This is a genomic window from Georgenia sp. 311, assembly GCF_006151955.1.
Classification (GTDB): Bacteria; Actinomycetota; Actinomycetes; order Actinomycetales; family Actinomycetaceae; genus Oceanitalea; species Oceanitalea wutianyii.
The window spans coordinates 64,924-86,944 of the sequence record NZ_VDFS01000045.1 but is presented as its reverse complement, the minus strand read 5'-3'; the positions used below and the strand labels follow the sequence as shown (position 1 = coordinate 86,944).

Here is a 22,021-nt window from a genome sequence, read left to right as displayed (position 1 = left end):
CGGGGTGACGGACGGTGTCCGTCCGTCACCCGCCGGGGGCCCCTCATGCGTGCGCCCTGCCGGTCACTGGTCGAGCAGCCACCTCAGGATGGAGGAGTCCTCGTAGGTCGGCGCCGCAGCCAGGTGCTGGTCCGGCTCGTAGAACGCCGAGAGCGGGTACTCGGTGTACTTGACGAGCGCGGTCGCCTGCGCGGGGGTCAGGCCCGCTGCCATGTAGGCGTTCCAGATCCGGTTGAACGACGCCTGACCGGTGGTCACCACGTTGAGCAGGTGGTCACCGGTGCCGTGGGTGACCCACACCGGAGTGCGCGACGCCGCGATCGCGGCCGCCTGCTCCTCGCTCGCACCGAAGCCTCCGGTGACGAGCATGGCGTCGAACAGCCCCGGGTGGTCCGTCAGGGCGGCCCAGGCCAGGACCGACCCGTACGACACCGTCGACCCGTAGATGCGGTCGGGGTCCACGGAGAACTCGTCCACGAACGCGTTCACGACCTCGACCATCGCCTCTGCCTGGTCGGTGCCGCTGCCGGTCCGCCGGTTCTGCACGGCGAGCACGACGACGTCCTCCTCCGACTCCGTCCACTCCTCCTGCAGCCACGCGACGGCCGGGATGTCGGAGGCGATCTGGACCCCCTCGTTGTTCGTGCCGTCGGCACTCTCGATGTACCCCTGCCCGTGCCCCGGCAGGATCACCACGACGGGGTACTCCTTGGTCGCGTCGTAGTCCTCCGGCAGCCAGTAGGCGTAGGGCACCTCGGTACCGGTGCTCGTCGTGAAGCGCTCGTGGACGAAGTCGTCGTAGAGCAGGTTCACCGCGGGCTGGGTGGGCGCGCGCGCGACGTCCGACGCCCGGGCCAGCACGGCACCCTGCCCGTCGCCATCCGCTGCCCAGACGTGGACGGCCTCGTTCTGCAGGACGCGGGTCTGCAGGTCCGGGTTGACCCGTACGCCGCCCTGCCACGCCATCACCGTGCTGCCGCCCGGGTCCATCGGGTCCAGCTCGATGATCACGTAGCGGCCGCGGTCGGACTCCTGGTCGGCCTCGAGCGACGGCGTGTCGTTCGTGTAGACCGCCGTGATCGTCCGGTCGGCCCTCTTGGTCGGGTCGGTGAGGTCGGCGATGGGGTTGAACCGGAAGTTGTACAGGCTGTCCGAGACGGTGAAGGTGTCGAGGTCGAGCCCGCGCGGGTCGACGTCGACCGAGTACTCCACGGCCACCGCCGTGACCTTCTGCCCGTAGGCGAGGATCTCGGTGATGGGGACGACCCCCTGGATCCCGTGCTGCAGCCCGCAGTCGTAGGCGGCGTACGGCGCGGTCACCGTCGTCCCCTCGTACCCGTCCGCGACGGCGGTCGCCGTCACCTCGCTCGCGGGCACCGACGCGAGCCGGGTGCTGAAGGTGACGGCGGTGGACCGTCCGGCCCCCACCGTGACCGTCCGCGAGCCGTAGGCCGAGGACAGCGTGACCTGGGCGGGCGCGTCGGAGCCGTTCGTCACCTGGACCACCTGGACGGCGCGCCCGACCACGCACCGGGTGTCGGTCTCGAGGGAGACGTCCACCGCGCCGCCGGGCGTCTCCTGCTTCCACAGGTGGTCCCTGGCGAAGATCGTGAACAGCTGGCCCGCCGTCATCCCGTCGTGGGCACCGGGGACCTGGGCGGTCGCGGCGGTGAACCCCCGGGAGCGGAAGCTCTCCGCGATGGCGTTGTGCGCGTCCGGCCCGCCCTCGAAGACCCCGTTGCCGAGAAACACGGTGAGGTCCCCGGTGCCGACCGCAGCCTCGAGGTCGTCGTAGTTCGCCTCGGTGAGAGTGGGGTTGCCGGAGAAAAACCCGAAGTACCCGAAGGCCGCCGGGTGGTTGGCGATGACGAAGCCGCCGGTCGACCCGCCGTAGGAGAACCCGCCGTAGGCTCGCCCCTCACGCTCGTCGGAGACGTTGTAGCGCTCCTCCACGAACGGGAGGATGACCTCGACCAGGTTGTTCGCCGCGTTGAGGCGGTCGTAGGAGCCGAAGCCGAGGTCGGTCCCGGTGAAGTGGTTGCCCATGGTGACGACGACGGTCGGCTCGATCTCGCCGCGCGCCGTCATGTTGTCCAGGATGTTCGGGACGTTGACGGGGACCATGAAGTCGGTCTCGTCACCGAAGATGCCGTGGGAGAGGTAGACGACCTTGTACGGCTCCGCCCGGTCCGGGTCGTAGCCGGCCGGCAGGTAGACGCCGAGGTGGTGACCCTCGTCGCCGAGGATGGTCGTGTAGGGCACGTACTGGACGGTCCCCCGCTGCGCCGGGTCGGCCGCCGGCAGCTCGTAGGCGGCCCGCGCCTCGAGGACCGGGTCGTCCTGCACCGGCGCGTACGGCACGTACACCGTGTCGAGCACGTCGTTGTTCCTCACCCGGAAGGAGGAGTCGCCCGGGGGCCGCGGGTGCGGGGAGGCGGGGTCCCAGATGCGCTTGTTCTCCCACCCCTGCGTCGGGTCCCAGACGCGGTACCAGTAGCTCAGGCCCCCCGCGTGCAGGGGGACGGAGACCGACCAGTAGCCGTTCTCGTCCTTCGTCATGTCCCGCAGGAACTCCGTCCCACCCGCGTGGTAGCGCCCCGGCTCCCACTCCTCCGGCTGGTACCGGGTGGTGCGGCCGGTGTCGACGTCGAGCAGGGTCAGGTCGCCGGCAAGGCGCACCTGGGTGGCATCGGGGTTGTGATAGACGAACGTCACGGTGTACCCCGTCGGCGAGCTCGGGTCCGCCGTGACGGTCGGCCCCTCCACCATCGGCGACACCTGCGCGACCGCGGCCGGCCCGAGGGCCAGAGCGGACGCGACCAACAGCAGCAGTGCAAGCAACGACGTCACGGGCCTACGCCCGCGCATCCCGGTTCGCTTCTCCATCTGGATACGCTCCCTTGCGTTTCGCAGTCGTCTCTGCCCACCCGGGCGACCGAGGGTGAGCCGAGACAAGGCTCTCCCCCTCGACGAGGTCCTCCTCGTCCTCCCCCGCCCGGCCCCGAGTCGTCCGGACCACCCTCCTCATCGACGAGCTCGGGCCGTGGGCGCGCCGTCGGCGCCATGCCGAGGACGGTACAGCGCGACGCTCCTCGGCGATACCCGTCGGGAACGGCCGGACGCGCGGCCGGCCTGGGCACACCGGGAGGCCGCCGGTGCCGGAGTCCCGGGCGGAGCGACGGGGCAGAAGCGCCGCCCGCGGACGACGGCGCCGGGCGCGGGCGAGCACAACGTGGAGCCGCCTGTCGGAATCGAACCGACGACCGTCCGCTTACAAGGCGGGTGCTCTACCAGCTGAGCTAAGGCGGCGGGGTGCCGGACTCACCGGCACCGGGGCGGGACCGTGCGGTCCCGCCCCGGCAAAGTCTGCCAGGTGTCAGGCCCCGGCGTCGGCGACGGCCTGGGCGAGCGCGCCCTCCTGCTGCCAGCCGGTGAACTCCTCACCGTCGATGAGGACGGTCGGCGTGCCGCCGACGCCGTCACGGCGGGACTGCTCGGTGACGGCGGCGACCCAGTCGTTGTAGCGGCCCTCACCGAAGGTCTCGATGACCTCCTCGGGCACGCCGACCTCGCGGGCGACCTCGGCGATCTGCTCGTCGCTGAGCGGGGTGGCCCCGCCCTCGCCCTGGGCGGCGAAGAGCTGCTCGTTGAAGGCGCTGAAGTGCTCGGGCGACTGCGTCGCGACCTCACCGAGGGCGTTCGCCCCGCGGAGGTTGAAGTCGGAGGCCCCGATGTAGGTGACGGGGTGGTAGTTCACCGTCGCCTCACCGTTCGCGGCGAGCTCGTCGAGGACGCCCGCGTTGAGCTCCTCGAACTGGGCGCAGTAGGTGCACAGGTAGTCGAGGTAGATGTCGACGACGGGAGCGCCCTCGTTGACCGACCCGACGCCGTCGGCGCCGACCTGGATCGCGCCGCTCGCGTTGACGCCCGCGGGCTCGGCGTCCACGCCCTCGAGCGGGGAGCGGTTGGCGTTGCTGATGATCGTGAACAGCGCAGCGGCGACGATGCCGATGAAGACGACGACACCGGCGATGATGAGAAGGCGGTTGCGCTTCTCGCGGCGCTTCTGCGCCTCACGCAGCTTGCGCGCCTGCTCACGGGCGGCGTCGCGCCGCTCCTGCTTGTTCACCTTGGCGTTGGACATGGATGGCTCCTGGTTGTCGCGGGCGCACGGCGCCCTCGGGGTGTGGTCGCGTGACCGTCGGTGCGCGCCCGTGCGGGCGAGCACCACTCAGGCCGGCAGCGGTGCCGGGGGTCCGCGGAGGAGTGGGACGGCGACGTGCGCGCGCGAGACGAAGGAGGCGAGACGGCCGACGGCGGCGCGCCGGGCAGGCACGACGAGCAGCCGGGGCCGAGGCACCCGCCGCCACGGGGTCAGCCGGGCGAGCCGGGCCAGGGAGCGGCGCAGCGCGGCGCCGGCCCCCCACGTGCCGAGCAGGACGCCCGCGTGGAGCAGCAGCATCGGCGCCGTGAGGAGGACGACGACCGCGAGCACGCGGTCGCTCTCCCCGCCGAGCGCGAGGCCCGTCGTCGGGCACTCCTCGGAGTGACGCAGGAGCGCGAGGTCGATGCCGATGCGGGCCACCCCGCCGGGCACCGAGACGCACCGGGTCACCTGGACCGCGCCGCTGAGCACCGCCGCGAGCGCAGGCAGCAGCGCGGCCACGGCCACGACGAGGCCGGGCCGCACGTCCAGGCGGGAGCGGCGCACCGGGTCAGCGTACGCGGCGCCCTGCCCGCCTGGCGACGATCCGCCGGGGATCCCGGGATCCGGACGGGTGCTCAGGCGGGGGACGGCAGCGGCGACCACACCGGGTCGGGGGGCGCACCGGTGAGGACGAGGGTCGCGAGCACGGCCGCCGTCCCGAGCCCGAGCAGGACGAGGCCGACGCGGGCCTGCCGCGGCAGGGCGCCGAGGACGACGCGCGCCCCCTCCCGCGTCCCCTCGGCCGGCGGCACGCTCCACAGCGCCCACAGCGCGAGGGCCGCCGCGCACCACAACAGCCACGGGCGGACGTCGGCGGGCGGGGAGGTGAAGGTGAGGACCGCCCACCCGCCCACCCCGGCGACCAGCGCGGCGAGCAGGAGGCCGGGGACGGTCGCGAGCGCCGCCCCGAGCAGGTGGACCGGCGCGGCGAGCCAGGCCCGCGCGGTGTCACCGCGGCGCAGGCCGCGCCGCAGCCTCCCGGTGCGCAGCCGCACCGCACCGCGCCCCACGGCGCCGAGGACGACGACGAGCGCGAGGACCCCCACGGCCCACGCGCCCGGCGCCAGCATCGCGAGCGCCGTCAGTCCCAGGCCGAGCGCGGCGAGCGTGCCGCCACGGCGGCGCGGGGGCACCGCCCACGGGGGCACCTCCTGCGGCGTGAGGCCCCACCCCGCCGGGGCGACGGCCGTCCCGGCCACGGGCTGCGGCGCCCACTGCTCGGGCGCCTGCCGGTCCCACGGCTCGACGGCCGGTGCCTCGTAGGTCTGCGCCACCACAGGCGGCGGGTACCAGGGCTCCTGCGCCGGCAGCGCCCGGGTGTGCGCCGGCGGGACCGACGGCGGCAGGACGTCGGTGCGGGTCACCGGGTCGGGGGGCGAGGCGAGCAGCGCGCGCAGCGCCGGGCGGTCCCAGTCGCCGTCGAGCGCGGCGAGGACGTCGCCCGGGGGCAGGCGGCGGGCCGGCTCCGGGTCGAGCGCGGCCCCGAGGACCGCCGCGAGCCGGTCGGGCAGCCCGTCGGTGTCGACGACGCCGGTGCTCACCCGCCCGAGCACCGCCTGCATGCCCCCGCGCCCGAACGGCGGGCGACCGGTGGCGGCGTAGGTGAGGACGGCCGCCCACGCCCACCAGTCCCCAGCCGGGCCGGGATCTCCCCCGGCGAGGACGTCGGGGTCGAGGTAGCCCGGCGTCCCGGTGACCATGCCGGTCTGGGTGAGCCGGACGTCGTCGGCCACCTGGGCGATCCCGAAGTCGATGATCACCGGCCCGTCGGCGGACAGCATGACGTTGCCCGGCTTGAGGTCGCGGTGGGCGATACCGGCGGCGTGGATCGCGTCGAGGCCCTCGGCCAGCCCGTGCGCCAGCTCGGCGAGCTCGTCCTCGGTGAGCGGGCCGTGCTCGCGGACGTCGTCCTCGAGGGTCGGCCCGTCGATCAGCTCGGTGACGACGAACGCGGTCGCGGCGTCGGCCTCCGCGTCGAGCACGCGCGCGACGCCGCGGCCCCGGACGCGGTGGAGCAGCTCGACCTCGCGGCGCAGCCGCTCCCGGGCGGCGGGGTCCGCGGCGATCGCCTCGTGGAGGACCTTGACCGCGACCCGGCGCCCGTCGGCGTCCAGCGCCTCGTGCACCGTGCCCATGCCGCCGGCGCCGATGCGCCGCACGAGCCGGTAGCCCTCGATCCCCTGCATGACCTCAACCTACCCAGGCGCGCCGCGACATCACTGGGTAGCCTCGGGAACGACCCCCACAGGAGGATGAAACTTCACATGCCAGCAGGTGAGCACCAGATCGTCGTCGTCGCCAACCGCCTCCCGGTCGACATCTCCCTCGCCCCCGACGGTTCCGTCGAGGCGACCCGCTCACCCGGCGGGCTCGTCACCGCACTGGCGCCGGTCATGCGCGAGCACGAGGGCGCCTGGGTCGGCTGGGCGGGCAGCCCCGACCTCTCGCTGGACCCGTTCGACTCCGACGGGATCCGGGTGTGGCCGGTGACGCTGACGGAGCAGGAGGTCAACCAGTACTACGAGGGCTTCTCCAACGGGACCCTGTGGCCGCTGTACCACGACGTCATCGTCCCGCCGGAGTACCACCGGCAGTGGTGGAACGCCTACGTCGCGGTCAACCGGCGCTTCGCGGCCGCCGCCGCCGAGGCCGTCGCCGAGGGCGGCACCGTGTGGGTGCACGACTACCAGCTCCAGCTCGTCCCGTCGGTGCTGCGCATGCTCCGCCCCGACGTGCGCATCGGGTTCTTCAACCACATCCCCTTCCCGCCGGTGGAGATCTTCACCCAGCTGCCGTGGCGTCGGCAGGTCGTCGAGGGTCTGCTCGGTGCCGACCTCATCGGCTTCCAGCGCGCCGGTGACGCCGCGAACTTCATGCGCGCCGTGCGCCGCCTCACGCCCCTCACCACCAAGGGCAACACGGTGACGGTCGGTGCCCGCTGGTCGCGTCCCGAGCGCCAGGTGCGCGCCGGGGTCTTCCCCATCTCCATCGACACCAAGTCCTTCGACGCGCTGGCCGCCAGCGAGCCGGTGCAGCGCCGCGCCGTCGAGATCCGCAACGAGCTCGGCAGCCCCGACGTCCTGCTCCTCGGCGTCGACCGCCTCGACTACACCAAGGGCATCCGGCACCGGCTCAAGGCGTTCGGGGAGCTGCTCTCCGACGGCCGGGTGACGCCGCCGGAGACGACCCTCGTCCAGATCGCCAGCCCTTCGCGCGAGCGCGTCGACCAGTACCGCCAGCTGCGCGACGAGATCGAGGTGACCGTCGGGCGGATCAACGGTGACTACGGCGTCCTCGGCAAGCCGGCGATCCACTACATGCACCACTCCTACCCCGCCGAGGAGATGGCGGCCCTCTACCTCGCGGCCGACGTCATGCTCGTCACCTCGCTGCGCGACGGGATGAACCTCGTCGCCAAGGAGTACATCGCCGCCCGCGGCGACCTCGGCGGCGTCCTCGTCCTCAGCGAGTTCACCGGCGCCGCCGACGAGCTCGGCCAGGCGCTGCTCATCAACCCCCACGACATCGACGGCACGAAGACCGCGATCATGCGGGCCATCGGCATGGAGCCGCGGGAGCGTCGCCGTCGGATGCGCGCGCTGCGCCGCCGGGTGCTGGAGCACGACGTCCAGCGCTGGGCGGGGGACTTCCTCGACGCACTGTCTGCCCGAAGGAGCGAGTCATGAGCCCGACCGAAGACCCCGGGGTCCCCGGCCCCGGCGTCGACGCCCCCCTGTTCGTCCAGCACCTCGCCGAGGAGCTCGACCAGGCGCTGCGCCGACTCGCCGCGCACCCCTCGGTCCTCGTCGCCCTCGACTTCGACGGCGCGCTCGCCCCGCTCGTCGACGACCCCTCCCGGTCCCAGGTGGTGCCCGCCGCCGCCGAGGCGCTCGCCCGCCTCGACGCGCTGCCCGGCATCCACCTCGCGCTCGTCTCCGGGCGCGAGGCGACCGGGCTCGTCGCGATCGCCGAGGTGCCCGCCGGGACGCGCGTCGTCGGCAGCCACGGCGCCCAGCGCGGACACGTCGGGATGACGGCCGAGCAGACCCGCGAGCTCGTCGCCGAGCCGCTCGTGCTCACCGCCGAGCAGGAGGCCCTGCACGCCGCCGTGCTGCGCGAGGCGCGCACCCTCGCCGAGCGCTACGAGGGTGCCTGGGTGGAGGTCAAGCCGGTCTCCGTCGTCGTGCACTCGCGGCTCGCCGGCGCGCAGGACGCCGCCGCCCTCACCGAGGAGGTGCTCGCCGGGCCGGCCACCCGGCCGGGCCTGCGCGTCCAGCACGGCAAGGACGTCGTCGAGATGGCCGTGCTCCACACGACCAAGGGCGACGCGATCGCCGAGCTGCGCGCCGACGTCGCCCCGTCCGCGGTCCTCTTCGCGGGCGACGACGTCACCGACGAGGACGCCTTCGCCGTCCTGGGCCCCGACGACGTCGGCATCAAGGTGGGCGACGGGCCGACCGCGGCGCAGTACCGGGTGGCCGACCCGGACGAGCTCGCCGCCGTCCTCCTGCGCCTCCTGGAGCTGCGCGAGTCGGTGTGACCCACCGCACAGGCGGGACCTAGGCCACGTCGCCACTTTCCCGCCTGTGCGACACTGATGACGGCTCGGACCCGGCGACCACCGGTCGGCGGGGCCGGACCAGTGTCAAGGCAGACACCTGACACTCTTCACAACGGATCGTCCGGCACGTACCTGCCGGTGAAGGGAAACGACCAACGATGGCATCAGTGACGTTCGACAAGGCCACGCGCACCTACCCGGGCACCGAGCGCCCGGCGGTGGACGCTCTCGACCTGGAGATCGCCGACGGCGAGTTCCTCGTCCTCGTGGGCCCCTCCGGCTGCGGCAAGTCCACCTCCCTGCGCATGCTCGCCGGGCTCGAGGACGTGAACTCCGGGCGCATCCTCATCGGTGACCGCGACGTCACCGACATCCAGCCCAAGGACCGCGACATCGCGATGGTGTTCCAGAACTACGCGCTGTACCCGCACATGTCCGTCGCGGACAACATGGGCTTCGCGCTCAAGATCGCCGGCAAGCCGAAGGCCGAGATCCGCCAGCGGGTCGAGGAGGCTGCCAAGATCCTCGACCTCTCCGAGTACCTCGACCGCAAGCCGAAGGCGCTCTCCGGTGGTCAGCGTCAGCGCGTCGCCATGGGCCGCGCGATCGTCCGCCAGCCGCAGGTGTTCCTCATGGACGAGCCGCTGTCGAACCTCGACGCCAAGCTCCGCGTCCAGACCCGCACCCAGATCGCCTCGCTCCAGCGCCGCCTCGGCGTCACGACCGTCTACGTCACGCACGACCAGACCGAGGCCCTCACCATGGGCGACCGCATCGCGGTCCTCAAGGACGGCGTCCTCCAGCAGGTCGGCACCCCGCGCGACATGTACGACCGCCCGGCCAACGTGTTCGTCGCCGGCTTCATCGGCTCCCCCGCGATGAACCTCGGCACCTTCCACATCCAGGACGGCGCCGCCGTGCTCGGTGAGGCCCGCGTCCCGCTGAGCCGCGCGACCATCGACGCGATGGGCGCCGACAGCAAGGGCGAGGTCATCGTCGGCTTCCGTCCCGAGTCCCTCGACCGCGTGTCCGCGGGCACCGAGGGCGCGATCCCGGTGACCGTCGACCTCGTCGAGGAGCTCGGCTCCGACGCGTTCGTCTACGGCCGCCTCGCGGGCTCCAAGGAGCTGGCCGAGCACATCTCCTCGGGCGCCGGCGACGCGCAGATCATCGTCCGCATCGACCCGCGCGAGGTGCCGATGAAGGGCGAGACCGTCTACGCCCGCATCCGTCCCGGCGAGCAGCACAACTTCGCCGTCACCACGGGTGAGCGTCTTCCCGACTGACCCGAAAGTCGCACATGCAGGGGCGGGCCCGTAGCGTCGGGTCCGCCCCTGCATCATGAGGAGCACGATGCCTACCTCCCTTGAGATCACCGCGGCGCGGCTCGATCCCGCCCTCCTCGACCTCCCGTGGGAGATCCCGCTGGAGGAGTGGCCCGAGTCGGTCCTCGCGGCGCTGCCGCGCGGCATCTCCCGTCACGTCGTGCGCTTCGTGCGGCTGTCCGGCCGGGTCATCGCGATCAAGGAGATCGGGGAGACCGTCGCGTTCCACGAGTACGAGATGCTCCGCAACCTCAACCGGCTGCAGGCTCCCTCGGTGCAGCCGCTCGCCGTCATCACCGGCCGGTCCACGCCGCTCGGCGAGCCGCTGGACTCCGTGCTCGTCACCGAGCACCTCCAGTTCTCCCTGCCCTACCGCGCGCTGTTCTCCCAGTACCTGCGGCGCGACACCGCGACCCGGCTCATCGACGCGCTCGCCGTCCTCCTCGTGCGGCTGCACCTGCTCGGCTTCTACTGGGGCGACGTCTCGCTGTCGAACACGCTCTTCCGCCGCGACGCCGGCGCCTTCGCCGCCTACCTCGTCGACGCCGAGACGGGCGAGTTCCAGCCCACGCTCACCGTCGGCCAGCGCGAGTACGACCTCGACCTCGCACGCACGAACATCATCGGCGAGCTGATGGACCTCCAGGCCGGCGGATTCGTCTCCGAGGAGGTCGACACCATCGAGGTCGGCAACCGGATCGTCGAGCGGTACACCGCCCTGTGGCAGGAGCTCACCTCCTCGGAGTCCTTCGAGAACGGCGAGCGCTGGCGTGTGTCCGCCCGGATCCACCGGCTCAACGAGCTCGGGTACGACGTCGGGGAGCTGTCGATGACCACGGACGTCGACGGCACCCGCATCCAGATCCAGCCCAAGGTCGTCGACGCCGGCCACCACCACCGCCGCCTCATGCGACTCACCGGCCTGGACGTCCAGGAGAACCAGGCGCGCCGCATGCTCAACGACCTCGACGCCTTCCGCGCCGCGACCGACCGGCAGGGGGAGGAAGAGGAGTTCGTCGCCCACGACTGGCTCGCCCGTGTCTTCGAGCCCACCGTCCGGGCCATCCCGCGCGAGCTGCGCGGGAAGCTCGAGCCGGCCGAGGTGTTCCACGAGGTGCTCGAGCACCGCTGGTTCATCTCCCAGCAGCAGCAGCGCGACGTCCCGCTGCCCGACGCCGTCGCCTCCTACATCGACAACGTCCTGCGCCACCGGCCAGACGAGCGCGCCGTCCTCGACCCCGGCGCCGACACGGAGACGATCCCCCGGATCGAGTTCTAGCCCTCCGTAGCGCGTCCCGGGCGCCTGCCCGCGCCGATCCTGCCACCAAGTCACCGACACGCCGCCGCCACACCGTTGGGGCAGCGCTTCCCGCGCTCCGGCGGCGGACTTGGTGGCAGGTTCCGGTCGCCGTCACGCCCGGCCGAGCACCTCGAGGACGGCGCGGACGACCGTCGCACTGTCGGTCATGACGTCCTCGTAGGTGAACCGCAGGGGGAGGTACCCCTTCGCGATGAGCACCCGGTCGCGGCGCCGGTCCTCCCGGTACTCCACCCGCCCGGAGTGGTAGGCGAAGCCGTCGCACTCGACGACGACGTGCCCCTCGACGACGAGGTCGACCTCCCCCACCCCGGCGATGGTGACCGCCGGGTCGACCCGCAGACCGGCCTCCTCCAGCGCCAGCCGGGCGAGTGTCTCGATGCCCGACCGGCTGCCCGGACGACACCGCGCCAGCGCCGCGAGCGCCGCCGGACTCCCGGGCCCGGTGACCGCACGGGCGACCTCGTCCGTGGTGACGAGCCGCTTGGTGAGGGCGGAGTCGACGGTGACGGCCGCCAGGTCCGCCGGCAGGCAGCGCAGCACGCGGGCGAGGACGACGTCGAGCGGGGCGAGGGGCAGTCCGAGGTCTGGCGGCGCCGACCACCAGCGCTCGCGGTGGACACGAGCGGGAAGGGCGACCTGCCGTACGCCGCGCGCCCTGGGCAGGGCGACGTGGCGGCGCTCGGGCGGGTGCATGACCCGCAGGCCGTAGAACGCGGCGGCGCTCACGCAGGTGACCGTGCCGCCGAGGCGGCGGGCGGCCACCACGGCCGGGTCCGCGCCGGCCGTCGCGAGCCAGCCTGCGCCGAGCTCACGCAGGACGCCGGTGGCAAGCCCGTCGGCCAGGGCACGGCGGTCGGCCGCGGTGCGCACGAGCTGGGACCGCTTGGCCGCGCCCCCGAAGTGCCAGATCCGGTCCGTCACGTCCATCACCCGATGGTGCGACCGGCGCGCCCGGAGCCGGGTCGCGCGCGCCCCTCCCTGTGTGCCCCTCGCCGCGAACGGGCCCCGGTGCAGCACCCCGGCACCCCGGGGCGCCGCAGTTACGACACCGCGGCGCCGTCCGACCGCCCCAAACCTGCCACCAAGTCACCCTCGGAGGCCGTGGAAGCGCTCCCCCGGCGGCGTGTCGCGCGCGTGTCCCCGACTTTGTGGCAGAACACGCGGCACGGGGCGTCCGGCGCGCTCCGCCCGCACGTGGAGGGGCGAGTCCGCCTGACCGGCGGCAGAACCTGCCACGAAGTCGTCTCACCAGGCCGGGGAAGCGCTCCCTCGGCGGTGTGTCGCTGGCGCGTCGCCGACTTTGTGGCAGGAAAACGCGCGCCGGACGCCGCCGGGCCGCGACAGCCGGACGCCGCCGGCACGCGGCACGGGCCGTGACAGCCGGAGGCCGCCGGCACGCGGCACGGGCCGCGTCAGCGGGTGGCGCGGATGCGGGCGATCTCGTAGAGGCTGATGCCGGTGGCGACGGCGGCGTTGAGGGACTCCACGCGCGAGGAGATCTCGATGCCGGCGATCGCGTCGCAGGTCTCGCGCACGAGCCGGGACAGCCCCTTGCCCTCGGAGCCGACGACGACGACGAGCGGCTCGGTGGCGAGCTCGAGGTCGCTCACCGAGGTGGACGCCTGCCCGTCGAGGCCGACGACGAAGCAGCCGGCCTTCTTGTAGTCCTGCAGCGCCCGCACGAGGTTCGTCGCCCGGGCGACGGGCACGCGGGCCGCGGCTCCGGCGGACACCTTCCACACGGTGGCGGTGACGCCGGCCGCGCGGCGCTCGGGCACGACGACGCCGTGCACCCCGAACGCCCCGGCGGACCGCAGGACGGCGCCGAGGTTGTGCGGGTCGGTGACGCCGTCGAGCGCGACGATGAGCGGCGGGCCGCCCGCGACGCGGTCGAGCAGCGCGGCCGGGTCGGTGTACTCGTAGGGCGGCACCTGGATGGCGATGCCCTGGTGGTTGGCGCCGTCGGTGAGCTTGTCGAGCTCGCCCTTGGTCGCCTCGACGAGCGGCAGGTGGCGCGCGGTGACGGTGCGCAGTACCTCGCTGAGCCGGTCGTCGGACTCGGCGCGGGCGGCGAGGTAGACCCGCTCGACCGGCGTCCCGGCGCGCACGACCTCGAGGACGGCGTTGCGCCCGGTGACGAGCTCGAGGTCGGGCGTCGTCTGCCGCTGCGGCTGGGCGCGCCTGGGCTGACGCTCGTCACGCTTGGCCGCCGCTGCGGCCCGCTTGGCCGCCGGGTGGTACTCGCGCTCGGTCGCCTTGGGCGTGGGTCCGCGGCCCTTGAGGCCGCGTCGCCGCTGCCCGCCGCTGCCGACCTGGGGGCCCTTCTTCGACCCTGCCTTGCGCACCGCGCCACGACGCTTGGAGTTGCCTGCCATCAGCGCGTCCCTCCTAGTTGCCACCGGGCACCGTCCGGCGAGTCCTCGATGATGATCCCTGCGTCCTGGAGCTGGTCGCGAAGGGCGTCGGCCCGTGCCCAGTCCTTGGTGCGGCGCGCCTCGGCGCGCTCGGCGAGCACGGCCGGCACGAGCGCCTCGAGGGCTGCTCGCGCCGTGTCGTCGGGCCCGCTCGAGGTGGCCCAGGGGGCCGCCAGCGGATCAAGGCCCAGGACGTCGAGCATCGAGCGTACCTGGAGCAGGGCCTCCCGCACGACGCCGTCCTCCCCCGCGACGAGTGCGTTGTTGCCCACCTTCACCTGCTCGTGGACGACGGCGAGGGCCGCGGAGACGTTGAGGTCGTCGTCCATCGCGGCGACGAAGGCCTCGGGGAGGGCGGAGAGCGGACGGCTCGTGACCTCCTCGGCGCCCACCGCCCCGACCCGCTCGACGGCGCGGGCGACGAACCCGGAGATGCGCTCCCAGGTGCTCCTCGCCTCGGCGAGGGAGGCCTGGGAGAACTCCACGGTGGAGCGGTAGTGGACGGTGCCGAGGGCGAAGCGGAGCACGACGGCGGGGACCTGGCGGAGCACGTTGGCCACGACGAGCGAGTTCCCCAGGGACTTGCTCATCTTCTCCCCGCCGACGGTGACCCACGCGTTGTGCATCCAGTGCTGGGCGAAGGCGTCACCGGCGGCCCGCGACTGGGCGAGCTCGTTCTCGTGGTGGGGGAAGCGCAGGTCGATGCCGCCGCCGTGGATGTCGAAGGACTCCCCGAGGTAGCGGTGGGCCATCGCGGAGCACTCGAGGTGCCAGCCGGGCCGCCCGCGCCCGAAGGGGGTGTCCCACGCGGCAGACTCGGGCTCACCGGGCTTGGAGGACTTCCACAGCGCGAAGTCGCGCGGGTCGCGCTTGTCGGTGGCCTCCTCCTCCTCGACGGTCGACATGTTCTCGATGCGCTGGCGGGTGAGGGCGCCGTACTCGGGGAAGGAGCGGACGTCGAAGTAGACGTTCGCGCCCTCGCCCCGGTAGGCGTGCCCGCGCTCGACCAGGCGCTCGACGAGGGAGACCATCTCGGTCACGTGGCCGGTGGCGCGCGGCTCGTAGGTCGGACGCAGGACGCCGACGGCGTCGTAGGCGGCGGTGAACTCCTGCTCGAAGCGGTAGGCCCACGCCCACCACGGCACGCCGGCCTCGGCGGACTTGGCGAGGATCTTGTCGTCGATGTCGGTGACGTTGCGCACGAGCGTCACCTCCATCCCCCGACGACGCAGCCAGCGGACGAGGACGTCGAAGGCGATGGCGGAGCGCAGGTGGCCCACGTGCGGCGCGCCCTGGACGGTGGCACCGCACAGGTAGATGCTCACCCGTCCGGGGACGAGGGGCACCAGCTCGCGGTCCGACCGGGTGGCGGAGTCATGAAGTCGCAGGCTCACGCCCCCAGGCTACCGGCGCGGCGCCCCAGGGCCGGAAGGACCGAGTTCCGGGGGCCACGGGGCGCTACCGTTCGCGGGTGAGCACATCGTCGGTGACCTCGACCCCGCGCCCCGCGCGCCGTCGCTTCGGCTGGCCGGTCTACGCCTGGAGCCTGTGGGACTGGGGCTCGGCGGCGTTCAACGCCGTCATCACGACGTTCGTGTTCACCGTCTACCTCACGAACAAGGACCTCTTCGGTGCGGGCGCCGCGCAGAAGCTGGGCTGGGTGCTCGCCGGGGCGGGCGCGCTGGTGGCGATCTGCGCCCCGGTCGCCGGCCTGCGCTCGGACCGCTCCGGACGACGGACGTTCTGGCTGGGGTTCAACACGATGGCGGTCGTCGTCATCTCCGCGGCGATGTTCCTCGTCCAGCCCGACCCGGGCTACCTGTGGCTCGGTCTCATCCTCCTCGGCGCGGGCAACATCTTCTTCGAGCTCGCGTCGGTGAACTACTACGCGATGCTCGGCGACCTGTCGACGCCGTCGACCGTGGGCCGGGTGTCGGGGCTCGGCTGGGGCCTGGGGTACATCGGGGGCATCGTCCTGCTCCTCATCGTCTACTTCGGTCTCATCGAGCCCGACGTCGGCGTCTTCGGGATCACGTCGGAGAACGGCATGGACGTGCGGGTGACGACGCTCGTCTGCGCGGTGTGGACGCTCGTGTTCTCCGTCCCCGTGCTGCTCACCGTGCGCGACGACAAGTCCGCCCGCGGCACGCTTCCCCGCCTCGGTGTCACCGGCTCCTACAAGCTGCTCGTCACCTCGGTGCGTCGGGTGTGGCGCGAGGACCACCACACGGTCTACTTCCTGCTCGCCAGCGCGGTCTTCCGCGACGGCCTGGCCGGGGTGTTCACCTTCGGCGGCGTCATCGCCGGGACCGTCTTCGGCTTCGCCGCCGGGGAGATCATCATCTTCGGCGTCGCCGCGAACCTCGTCGCCGGGGTGGCGACGATCGCGTTCGGTGCGCTCGACGACCTCCTGGGCCCCAAGCGGGTGATCATCGGCGCGCTGGTCGCGATGATCGTCGCCGGGCTCGGCGTCTTCCTCCTCCACGACCGCGGCGCCGTCGTCTTCTGGAGCCTCGGCCTGGTGCTGTGCGTGTTCGTCGGCCCCGCGCAGTCGGCCTCGCGGACCTTCCTCGCCCGCCTCATCCCCAAGGGCAAGGAGGGCGAGCTCTTCGGCCTCTACGCCACGACGGGGCGGGCGGTGAGCTTCCTGGCGCCGGCGATGTTCTCCCTCGCGATCACGCTGGGCGCGGCGGTCTCGGGCGTGCCCGTCGGGGACGCGGACCACTGGGGCATCCTCGGGATCTGCCTCGTCCTCGCCGTCGGCCTCGCGCTCCTCCTGCCCGTGAAGGTCACGCTGCGTAGCGAGAGCGCTCTGCGCGAGCCGCCGCTCACCTGAGCCGCACTACGCTGACGGGCATGCTGCCACGCACCGGGATCGGGACCGACGTCCACGCCTTCGCCGCCGCCGGCAGCGGGCGCCCGCTGTTCGTCGCGTGCCTCGAGTGGCCGGGCGAGGTGGGCCTCGAGGGCCACTCCGACGGCGACGTCGCGGCCCACGCGGCGTGCGACGCGCTGCTCTCGGCCGCCGGCCTGGGGGACCTCGGGTCGCACTTCGGCACCGCCGAGCCGCGCTGGGCGGGGGCGTCGGGCGCGCAGCTCCTCACCGAGACGGCCCGGCTCGTGCGCGAGGCCGGGTTCACCATCGGGAACGTCGCCGTTCAGGTCGTCGGCAACCGGCCGCGCATCGGGCCGCGGCGCGAGGAGGCGGCCGCGGCGATGACGGCGGCCCTCGGTGCCCCGGTCAGCCTCTCGGCGACGACGACGGACGGCCTCGGCTTCACCGGCCGCGGCGAGGGTCTGCTCGCGATCGCCACCGCGCTCGTCGCGCGCTGAGCCGTACCTCAGGAGCGGTCGAGCAGCCGTTCTGCGCGGTCGAGGTCGGCTGGGGTGGTGATCTTCAGCGCCGCGTCCTCGCCCGGGACGACGTGCACCTGCTCGCCGAGCAGCTCGACGAGGCCGGCGTCGTCGGAGACGGCGGTGCGCTCGTCGCCGGCCCGGTCGGCGGCGGCGCGGTGCGCCCGCTCGAGCAGGTCGCGGGTGAAGCCCTGCGGCGTCTGGACCGCCCGAAGCGCGGCGCGGTCCGGCGTCTCGACGACGACCTCCCCGCCGTCCGGCAGCGCGAGGACGCGCTTGACCGTGTCGGCGACGGGCACGCCCGGCACGACGGCCCGGCTGCCGTCCTCGAGGGCGGCGACGACGCGGCGCACGAGCCCGGGCCCGGCGAGGCAGCGGGCGGCGTCGTGGACGAGGACGAGCCCGGCGCCCGGCGCGACGTCGTCGAGCGCGGCCAGGCCGGCGGCGACGGAGGCCTGCCGGGTGGGGCCGCCGGTGACGACCTCGACGGGCACCTCGGTGCCGGGGACGCGTCCACCGGGGAAGAGTCCGCGCACCTGGTCGAGGTGGTCACCCGGGCAGGTGACGACGACGCCGTCGACGACGCCGGAGGCCGCGAGCCCGTGCGCGGCGCGGACGACGAGCGGGGTCCCCGCGAGCGGGACGAGGGCCTTGGGCAGCGCGTGCCCGAGGCGGGTGCCGGAGCCGGCAGCCGTGAGGACCGCGGCGCAGCGCACCTGGGTCAGGAGGCCAGGACGTCGTCGAGCATGGCCTCGGCCTTCTCCTCCTCCGTGCGCTCGGCAAGTGCGAGCTCGGAGACGAGGATCTGGCGGGCCTTGGCAAGCATGCGCTTCTCACCGGCGGACAGGCCGCGGTCCTGGTCGCGACGGGACAGGTCCCGGACGACCTCGGCGACCTTGATGACGTCACCGGAGGCGATCTTCTCGACGTTCGCCTTGTAGCGGCGCGACCAGTTGGTCGGCTCCTCGGTGTACGGCGCGCGCAGCACCTCGAACACCCGCTCCAGGCCTTCCTTGCCCACGACGTCACGCACGCCCACGAGGTCGACATTGTCGGCCGGGACCTCGATGGTGAGGTCTCCCTGGGCGACGCGAAGCTTGAGGTAGAGCTTCTCCTCGCCTCTGATGACCTTCTTCGAGATTGCCTCGATCAGGGCTGCTCCGTGGTGGGGGTAAACAACGGTCTCACCGACGGTGAAGGTCATGGTGGCAAGGCTCCTTGGTCGCGAGGTTCCGATTTTAGCACGGTGAAATGCCGCCATTCCGGAGATGTGGCACGGTCGTGGGACCTCCCCGACGGGCCCCTTCGGAGCCCCGTGACGGCGCATACCACGCCCGCGGGCCGGTAGCCTGGGACCAGGACAACTGACGAAGGAGATCGTTTTGGCCCGCTCCCACCGCCTGCTCCGGGGGGCCGCTGTGATCGGCGCCTCGCTGCTGGTCGCAAGCTGCAGCGCGATGACCCCGATCCAGACCGCCGAGCTCTACAACGCCGGCGACGGCGTGCGGGTCGAGGTGTCCGACGACGTCCGGGTGGAGAACCTCATGGTCCTCACCGACGGGGAGGGTGGCGAGGGCCTGGTGTTCGGGGCGCTCGTCAACGACTCCGCCGAGGAGGTCCTCATGTCCGTGGCCATCGGTGACGGTGGCATCCAGCTGCCGGTCCTGCCCGACGGCTCGGTGCTCCTCGGCAGCGAGGAGCTCGTCGTCATCCCGCAGACCCCCGCGGCCCCCGGTGGCATGGTCGAGGCCGTCGTCGAGGTCTCCGGCTACGGCGTCTTCGAGGTGCTCGTCCCGGTGCTCGACGGCACCCTGCCGCAGTACGAGGAGTACGCCGGCTGACGGGCCGGGCTACGGCCCGCTGATCTGGTCGACGACCTCCATCACCCGCGCGCGCAGCTCGGGTGAGATCGGCGCGGCCCCGGCGACGTCGGGGGCCGCCACCCGCTCCTGGCCGGCCTCGCTCGCCATGTAGGTGAGCAGCGCCCGGACGGCGTCGGCCTTCTCGGCGGTGTCGTACTTCGTGCACGCGATCGTGTAGGAGATGAGGACGAGCGGGTAGGCGCCGTCGGCGTCGGTGTCCCGGTCGAGGTGGATCGTCAGGCGCGTGTCGCTCGCGCTCTCCGCGGGGGGCGAGGCGTCGACGACGGCGGCGGCCGCCTCCGGGGAGAAGGGGACGAACCCGTCGCCCACCCCGATGGCGGCGGTGCTGAGCTCGTCGGTCACCTGGGAGGCGTCGAGGTAGCCCAGCGTGCCCTCGGCGGCCTCCATGGTGGAGACGACGCCGGCGTTCTGCTGGCCCGACTGCGTGCCGCTGCGCGGCCACGTGCCGCTCGGCTCGTGGGGCCAGGCGTCCCCGCCGGCCTCGGCCAGGTACTCGGTGAAGTTCTCCGTGGTGCCCGAGTCGTCGGAGCGGTTGACCGGGATGACCGGGAGGTCGGGCAGGTCGACGCCGGGGTTGCTCGCGGCGATCTCCGGGTCGTCCCACCGCGTGATCTGGCCGTCGAACATCCCTGCGATGGTCTCCGGCTCGAGGTTGAGGTGCTCGACGTCGAGCCCGGGCAGGTTGTAGGCCACGGCGATCGGGGAGATGTAGAGCGGGAGCTCCATGACCTCGCCGTCGCCGCAGCGGCCGGCGGCCTGCTCCAGCTCCTCGTCGTCGAGCTCGGCGTCCGAGCCCGCGAAGTCGACGGCCCCGGTGATGAACATCTCCCGGCCGGCCCCGGAGCCCGCCGGGTCGTAGGAGGCGAGGATGTCGGGGTACTCGTCGTACAGCCCGGCGAGCCAGGCCTGCATGGCGATCTCCTGGGAGGACGCGCCCGCTCCGGCCACCGTCGCGGTGTGCGTGCCGCAGCCCGCGGCCGCGAGCGCAAGGAGGGCCACCCCGGCTGCGACGCGGTGTCGCCGCCCGACCTTCGACATCCCGTAACTCCTCAGTCAGATCCGCCCGCGCGGGTCGACGGGCAGATCCAGGTTACGGGGTGTTGCCGGGAGTCACGAGCTTGTACCCCAACCCCCGGACGGTGAGGAGCATCTCGGGGCGCGAGGGCTCGGCCTCGATCTTCGCGCGGAGGCGCTTGACGTGGACGTCGAGGGTCTTGGTGTCCCCGACGTAGTCCGCCCCCCACACCCGGTCGATGAGCTGGCCGCGGGTGAGGACGTGGTCGACGTTGCGCATGAGCACCTCGAGGAGCTCGAACTCCCGCAGCGGGATGCGGGTGGGCTCGCCGCGGACGAACAGCTCGTGGCGCCCGAGGTCCATCCGCACGTGCCCGACCTCCAGGACGCCGGTGGGCTCCCCCTCCGCCGGCTCCCCACCGCGGCGCAGGACGGCCCGGATGCGCGCGAGGAGCTCGCGGTAGGAGTAGGGCTTGGTCACGTAGTCGTCCGCGCCGAGCTCCAGGCCCAGCACCTTGTCGAACTCCTCGTCCTTCGCGGTGAGCATGATGACGGGGGTGTTGCCGTGGCGGCGCAGCTCGCGGCACACCTCGGTCCCGGACATGCCGGGGAGCATGAGGTCGAGGAGGACGAGGTCCGGGTGGGTCCGCTCGTAGGCCGCGAGCGCACCGGACCCGGTGTCGACGGCGACGACGTCGAACCCGTCCCGCTCGAGCTGGTAGGTGAGCGGCTCCCGGTAGGACTCCTCGTCCTCGACCAGCAGGATCGTCGTCATGGCTCCGTCGTGGCTCCTGTCGTGTCGGGCGGGGTGGGCGGGTCGGCGAGCGGAAGGACGAGGGTGAAGGTGGAGCCGGCGCCCGGCTTGGACCACACCTCGACCTCCCCGCCGTGGTCGGCGGCGACGTGCTTGACGATGCTCAGCCCCAGGCCGGTGCCGCCGGTGCGCCGGGCGCGCGCGGGGTCGCCGCGGTAGAAGCGCTCGAAGATGCGCTCCTGCTGCTCGGGGCTGATCCCCTCACCCTGGTCGACGACGGCCAGGCGCACCTTGTCGCCGTCCCGGGCGATGCCGACCGAGACCCGGCCCAGGGTGTCGGAGTGGCGCAGCGCGTTGTCCAGGAGGTTGCGCACGGCGGTGGTGAGGAGGTCCGCGTCGCCGTGGACGTACAGGCCCCTCTCCCCGCCGACGGCGACCGTGATGCGGCGCGCCTCGGCCTCCACCCGCACGCGGTCGGCGGCCTCCGCGGCGACGTCGTCGAGGGCGACGAGCTCGGAGTCGACGAGCGCGTCGGGCTCCTGCAGGCGGGACAGGTCGATGATCTCCTGGACGAGGGCGGTGAGTCGGCGGGACTCGCGCTTCATCTGGCCGGTGAAACGACGCACCGCCTCCGGGTCGTCCGCGGCGTCGGCGAGGGTCTCGCTGAGCAGCGCGAGCGCACCCACCGGGGTCTTGAGCTCGTGGGAGACGTTGGCGACGAAGTCACGGCGGACCTGGTCCAGGCGCCGCGCCGCGGTCCGGTCGTCGGCGACGACGAGCACGCGGCCGTCGCTCAGCGGCACGACCCTCATCTCGAAGATCATCTGCCCGGCGCCGGCGAGCGGGCCGCGCGGCACGGTGAGCTCGCGCTCCCGGGGGCGCCCTGCGGCGCGCGCCTCCGCGACGAGGTCCTTGACGGGCCCCGAGACGACCGCGCCCGAGCGCACGAACCCGTAGCTGTAGGCCGACGGGCTGGCCATGAGCACCTCGCCGCTCGGGTCGAGGACGAGGGCGGTGGAGCGCAGCGCGCGCAGGAGCTGGCGGGTGTCCTTGCTGACCCCGACGCCGGCCTCCTCGACGGCCGGCTCGCCCGCCCGCCGGGGGAGGAAGCCCCGCAGGAGGAAGCCGGCGGCGAGCGCGAGCGCAGCGACGACGACGAACGCCCAGATGCCTTCCACGAACCCGAGC

The 22,021-nt window shown here is 73.2% G+C and carries 19 protein-coding genes and 1 tRNA gene; 7 read left to right on the top strand and 13 right to left on the bottom strand.

Annotation, left to right across the window (positions count from 1 at the left end; translation table 11 throughout):
- Positions 1-63: 63 nt before the first annotated feature.
- The 5 genes from FHE66_RS09890 to FHE66_RS09870 all read right to left on the bottom strand — a co-directional run bounded on the left by FHE66_RS09890 (position 64) and on the right by FHE66_RS09870 (position 6,393).
- Positions 64-2,886: an alpha/beta hydrolase-fold protein gene (locus FHE66_RS09890; protein ID WP_139072791.1), complete on the bottom strand. Its 2,823-nt coding sequence runs from the start codon at positions 2,884-2,886 to the stop codon at positions 64-66.
- Positions 2,887-3,233: 347 nt separating this feature from the next.
- Positions 3,234-3,309, bottom strand: a tRNA-Thr gene (locus FHE66_RS09885).
- 67 nt (positions 3,310-3,376) lie between these two features.
- On the bottom strand, positions 3,377-4,144 hold the full coding sequence (locus FHE66_RS09880) for a thioredoxin domain-containing protein (protein ID WP_139072790.1): 768 nt from the start codon (positions 4,142-4,144) through the stop codon (positions 3,377-3,379).
- An 87-nt stretch (positions 4,145-4,231) separates the two neighbouring features.
- Positions 4,232-4,711, bottom strand: a complete 480-nt coding sequence (locus tag FHE66_RS09875) for a hypothetical protein (protein WP_139072789.1) — start codon at positions 4,709-4,711, stop codon at positions 4,232-4,234.
- Between the two features lie 71 nt (positions 4,712-4,782).
- The gene (locus tag FHE66_RS09870) at positions 4,783-6,393 is read right to left on the bottom strand and encodes a serine/threonine-protein kinase (protein WP_139072788.1); all 1,611 of its coding nucleotides are present in this window, start codon (positions 6,391-6,393) and stop codon (positions 4,783-4,785) included.
- Between the two features lie 78 nt (positions 6,394-6,471).
- Here FHE66_RS09870 and FHE66_RS09865 point away from each other — a divergent pair, with 78 nt between their 5' ends.
- The 4 genes from FHE66_RS09865 to FHE66_RS09850 all read left to right on the top strand — a co-directional run bounded on the left by FHE66_RS09865 (position 6,472) and on the right by FHE66_RS09850 (position 11,372).
- Positions 6,472-7,893 carry a trehalose-6-phosphate synthase gene (locus FHE66_RS09865; RefSeq protein WP_139072787.1) on the top strand — a complete coding sequence of 474 codons (1,422 nt, stop codon included), beginning with the start codon at positions 6,472-6,474 and terminating at the stop codon, positions 7,891-7,893.
- Positions 7,890-8,747: a trehalose-phosphatase gene (gene otsB, locus FHE66_RS09860; RefSeq protein WP_139072786.1), complete on the top strand. Its 858-nt coding sequence runs from the start codon at positions 7,890-7,892 to the stop codon at positions 8,745-8,747. The genes FHE66_RS09865 and otsB overlap by 4 nt, the downstream gene beginning before the upstream one ends.
- Before the next feature lie 179 nt (positions 8,748-8,926).
- On the top strand, positions 8,927-10,054 hold the full coding sequence (locus FHE66_RS09855) for an ABC transporter ATP-binding protein (protein WP_139072785.1): 1,128 nt from the start codon (positions 8,927-8,929) through the stop codon (positions 10,052-10,054).
- 67 nt (positions 10,055-10,121) lie between these two features.
- Entirely contained in the window at positions 10,122-11,372 is a 1,251-nt protein-coding gene (locus FHE66_RS09850) for a DUF4032 domain-containing protein (protein WP_139072784.1), read from the top strand.
- Positions 11,373-11,504: 132 nt separating this feature from the next.
- Here FHE66_RS09850 and FHE66_RS09845 read toward each other — a convergent pair whose 3' ends face one another.
- The 3 genes from FHE66_RS09845 to cysS all read right to left on the bottom strand — a co-directional run bounded on the left by FHE66_RS09845 (position 11,505) and on the right by cysS (position 15,222).
- Positions 11,505-12,341 (bottom strand): DUF559 domain-containing protein, encoded by an 837-nt coding sequence (locus tag FHE66_RS09845; protein ID WP_139072783.1) that lies wholly within the window; start codon positions 12,339-12,341, stop codon positions 11,505-11,507.
- 485 nt (positions 12,342-12,826) lie between these two features.
- The gene (gene rlmB / locus FHE66_RS09840) at positions 12,827-13,789 is read right to left on the bottom strand and encodes a 23S rRNA (guanosine(2251)-2'-O)-methyltransferase RlmB (RefSeq protein WP_139072782.1); all 963 of its coding nucleotides are present in this window, start codon (positions 13,787-13,789) and stop codon (positions 12,827-12,829) included.
- Entirely contained in the window at positions 13,789-15,222 is a 1,434-nt protein-coding gene (gene cysS / locus FHE66_RS09835) for a cysteine--tRNA ligase (protein ID WP_139072781.1), read from the bottom strand. Before cysS ends, rlmB begins: the two co-directional genes overlap by 1 nt.
- A 77-nt stretch (positions 15,223-15,299) precedes the next feature.
- Between cysS and FHE66_RS09830 the strand changes: the two genes are divergently transcribed.
- Positions 15,300-16,664, top strand: coding sequence for an MFS transporter (locus FHE66_RS09830; RefSeq protein ID WP_139072780.1), 1,365 nt, complete (start codon positions 15,300-15,302; stop codon positions 16,662-16,664).
- Between the two features lie 20 nt (positions 16,665-16,684).
- The gene (ispF, locus tag FHE66_RS09825) at positions 16,685-17,161 is read left to right on the top strand and encodes a 2-C-methyl-D-erythritol 2,4-cyclodiphosphate synthase (RefSeq protein WP_139072779.1); all 477 of its coding nucleotides are present in this window, start codon (positions 16,685-16,687) and stop codon (positions 17,159-17,161) included.
- Positions 17,162-17,169: 8 nt separating this feature from the next.
- Here ispF and ispD read toward each other — a convergent pair whose 3' ends face one another.
- Positions 17,170-17,898: a 2-C-methyl-D-erythritol 4-phosphate cytidylyltransferase gene (ispD, locus tag FHE66_RS09820; RefSeq protein WP_139072778.1), complete on the bottom strand. Its 729-nt coding sequence runs from the start codon at positions 17,896-17,898 to the stop codon at positions 17,170-17,172.
- Between the two features lie 5 nt (positions 17,899-17,903).
- Complete coding sequence (locus FHE66_RS09815; protein WP_139072777.1) at positions 17,904-18,386, bottom strand: CarD family transcriptional regulator; 483 nt, start codon at positions 18,384-18,386, stop codon at positions 17,904-17,906.
- A 253-nt stretch (positions 18,387-18,639) separates the two neighbouring features.
- Between FHE66_RS09815 and FHE66_RS09810 the strand changes: the two genes are divergently transcribed.
- Complete coding sequence (locus FHE66_RS09810) at positions 18,640-19,023, top strand: hypothetical protein (RefSeq protein WP_139072776.1); 384 nt, start codon at positions 18,640-18,642, stop codon at positions 19,021-19,023.
- Positions 19,024-19,032: 9 nt separating this feature from the next.
- Here FHE66_RS09810 and pstS read toward each other — a convergent pair whose 3' ends face one another.
- From pstS to FHE66_RS09795, 3 genes are read right to left on the bottom strand one after another with little or no spacing between them, the layout of a single operon-like run.
- Positions 19,033-20,103: a phosphate ABC transporter substrate-binding protein PstS gene (pstS, locus tag FHE66_RS09805; protein WP_139072775.1), complete on the bottom strand. Its 1,071-nt coding sequence runs from the start codon at positions 20,101-20,103 to the stop codon at positions 19,033-19,035.
- A gap of 52 nt (positions 20,104-20,155) precedes the next feature.
- On the bottom strand, positions 20,156-20,854 hold the full coding sequence (locus FHE66_RS09800) for a response regulator transcription factor (RefSeq protein WP_139072774.1): 699 nt from the start codon (positions 20,852-20,854) through the stop codon (positions 20,156-20,158).
- Complete coding sequence (locus FHE66_RS09795; protein WP_255303680.1) at positions 20,851-22,011, bottom strand: cell wall metabolism sensor histidine kinase WalK; 1,161 nt, start codon at positions 22,009-22,011, stop codon at positions 20,851-20,853. The genes FHE66_RS09800 and FHE66_RS09795 overlap by 4 nt, the downstream gene beginning before the upstream one ends.
- Positions 22,012-22,021: the final 10 nt, after the last annotated feature.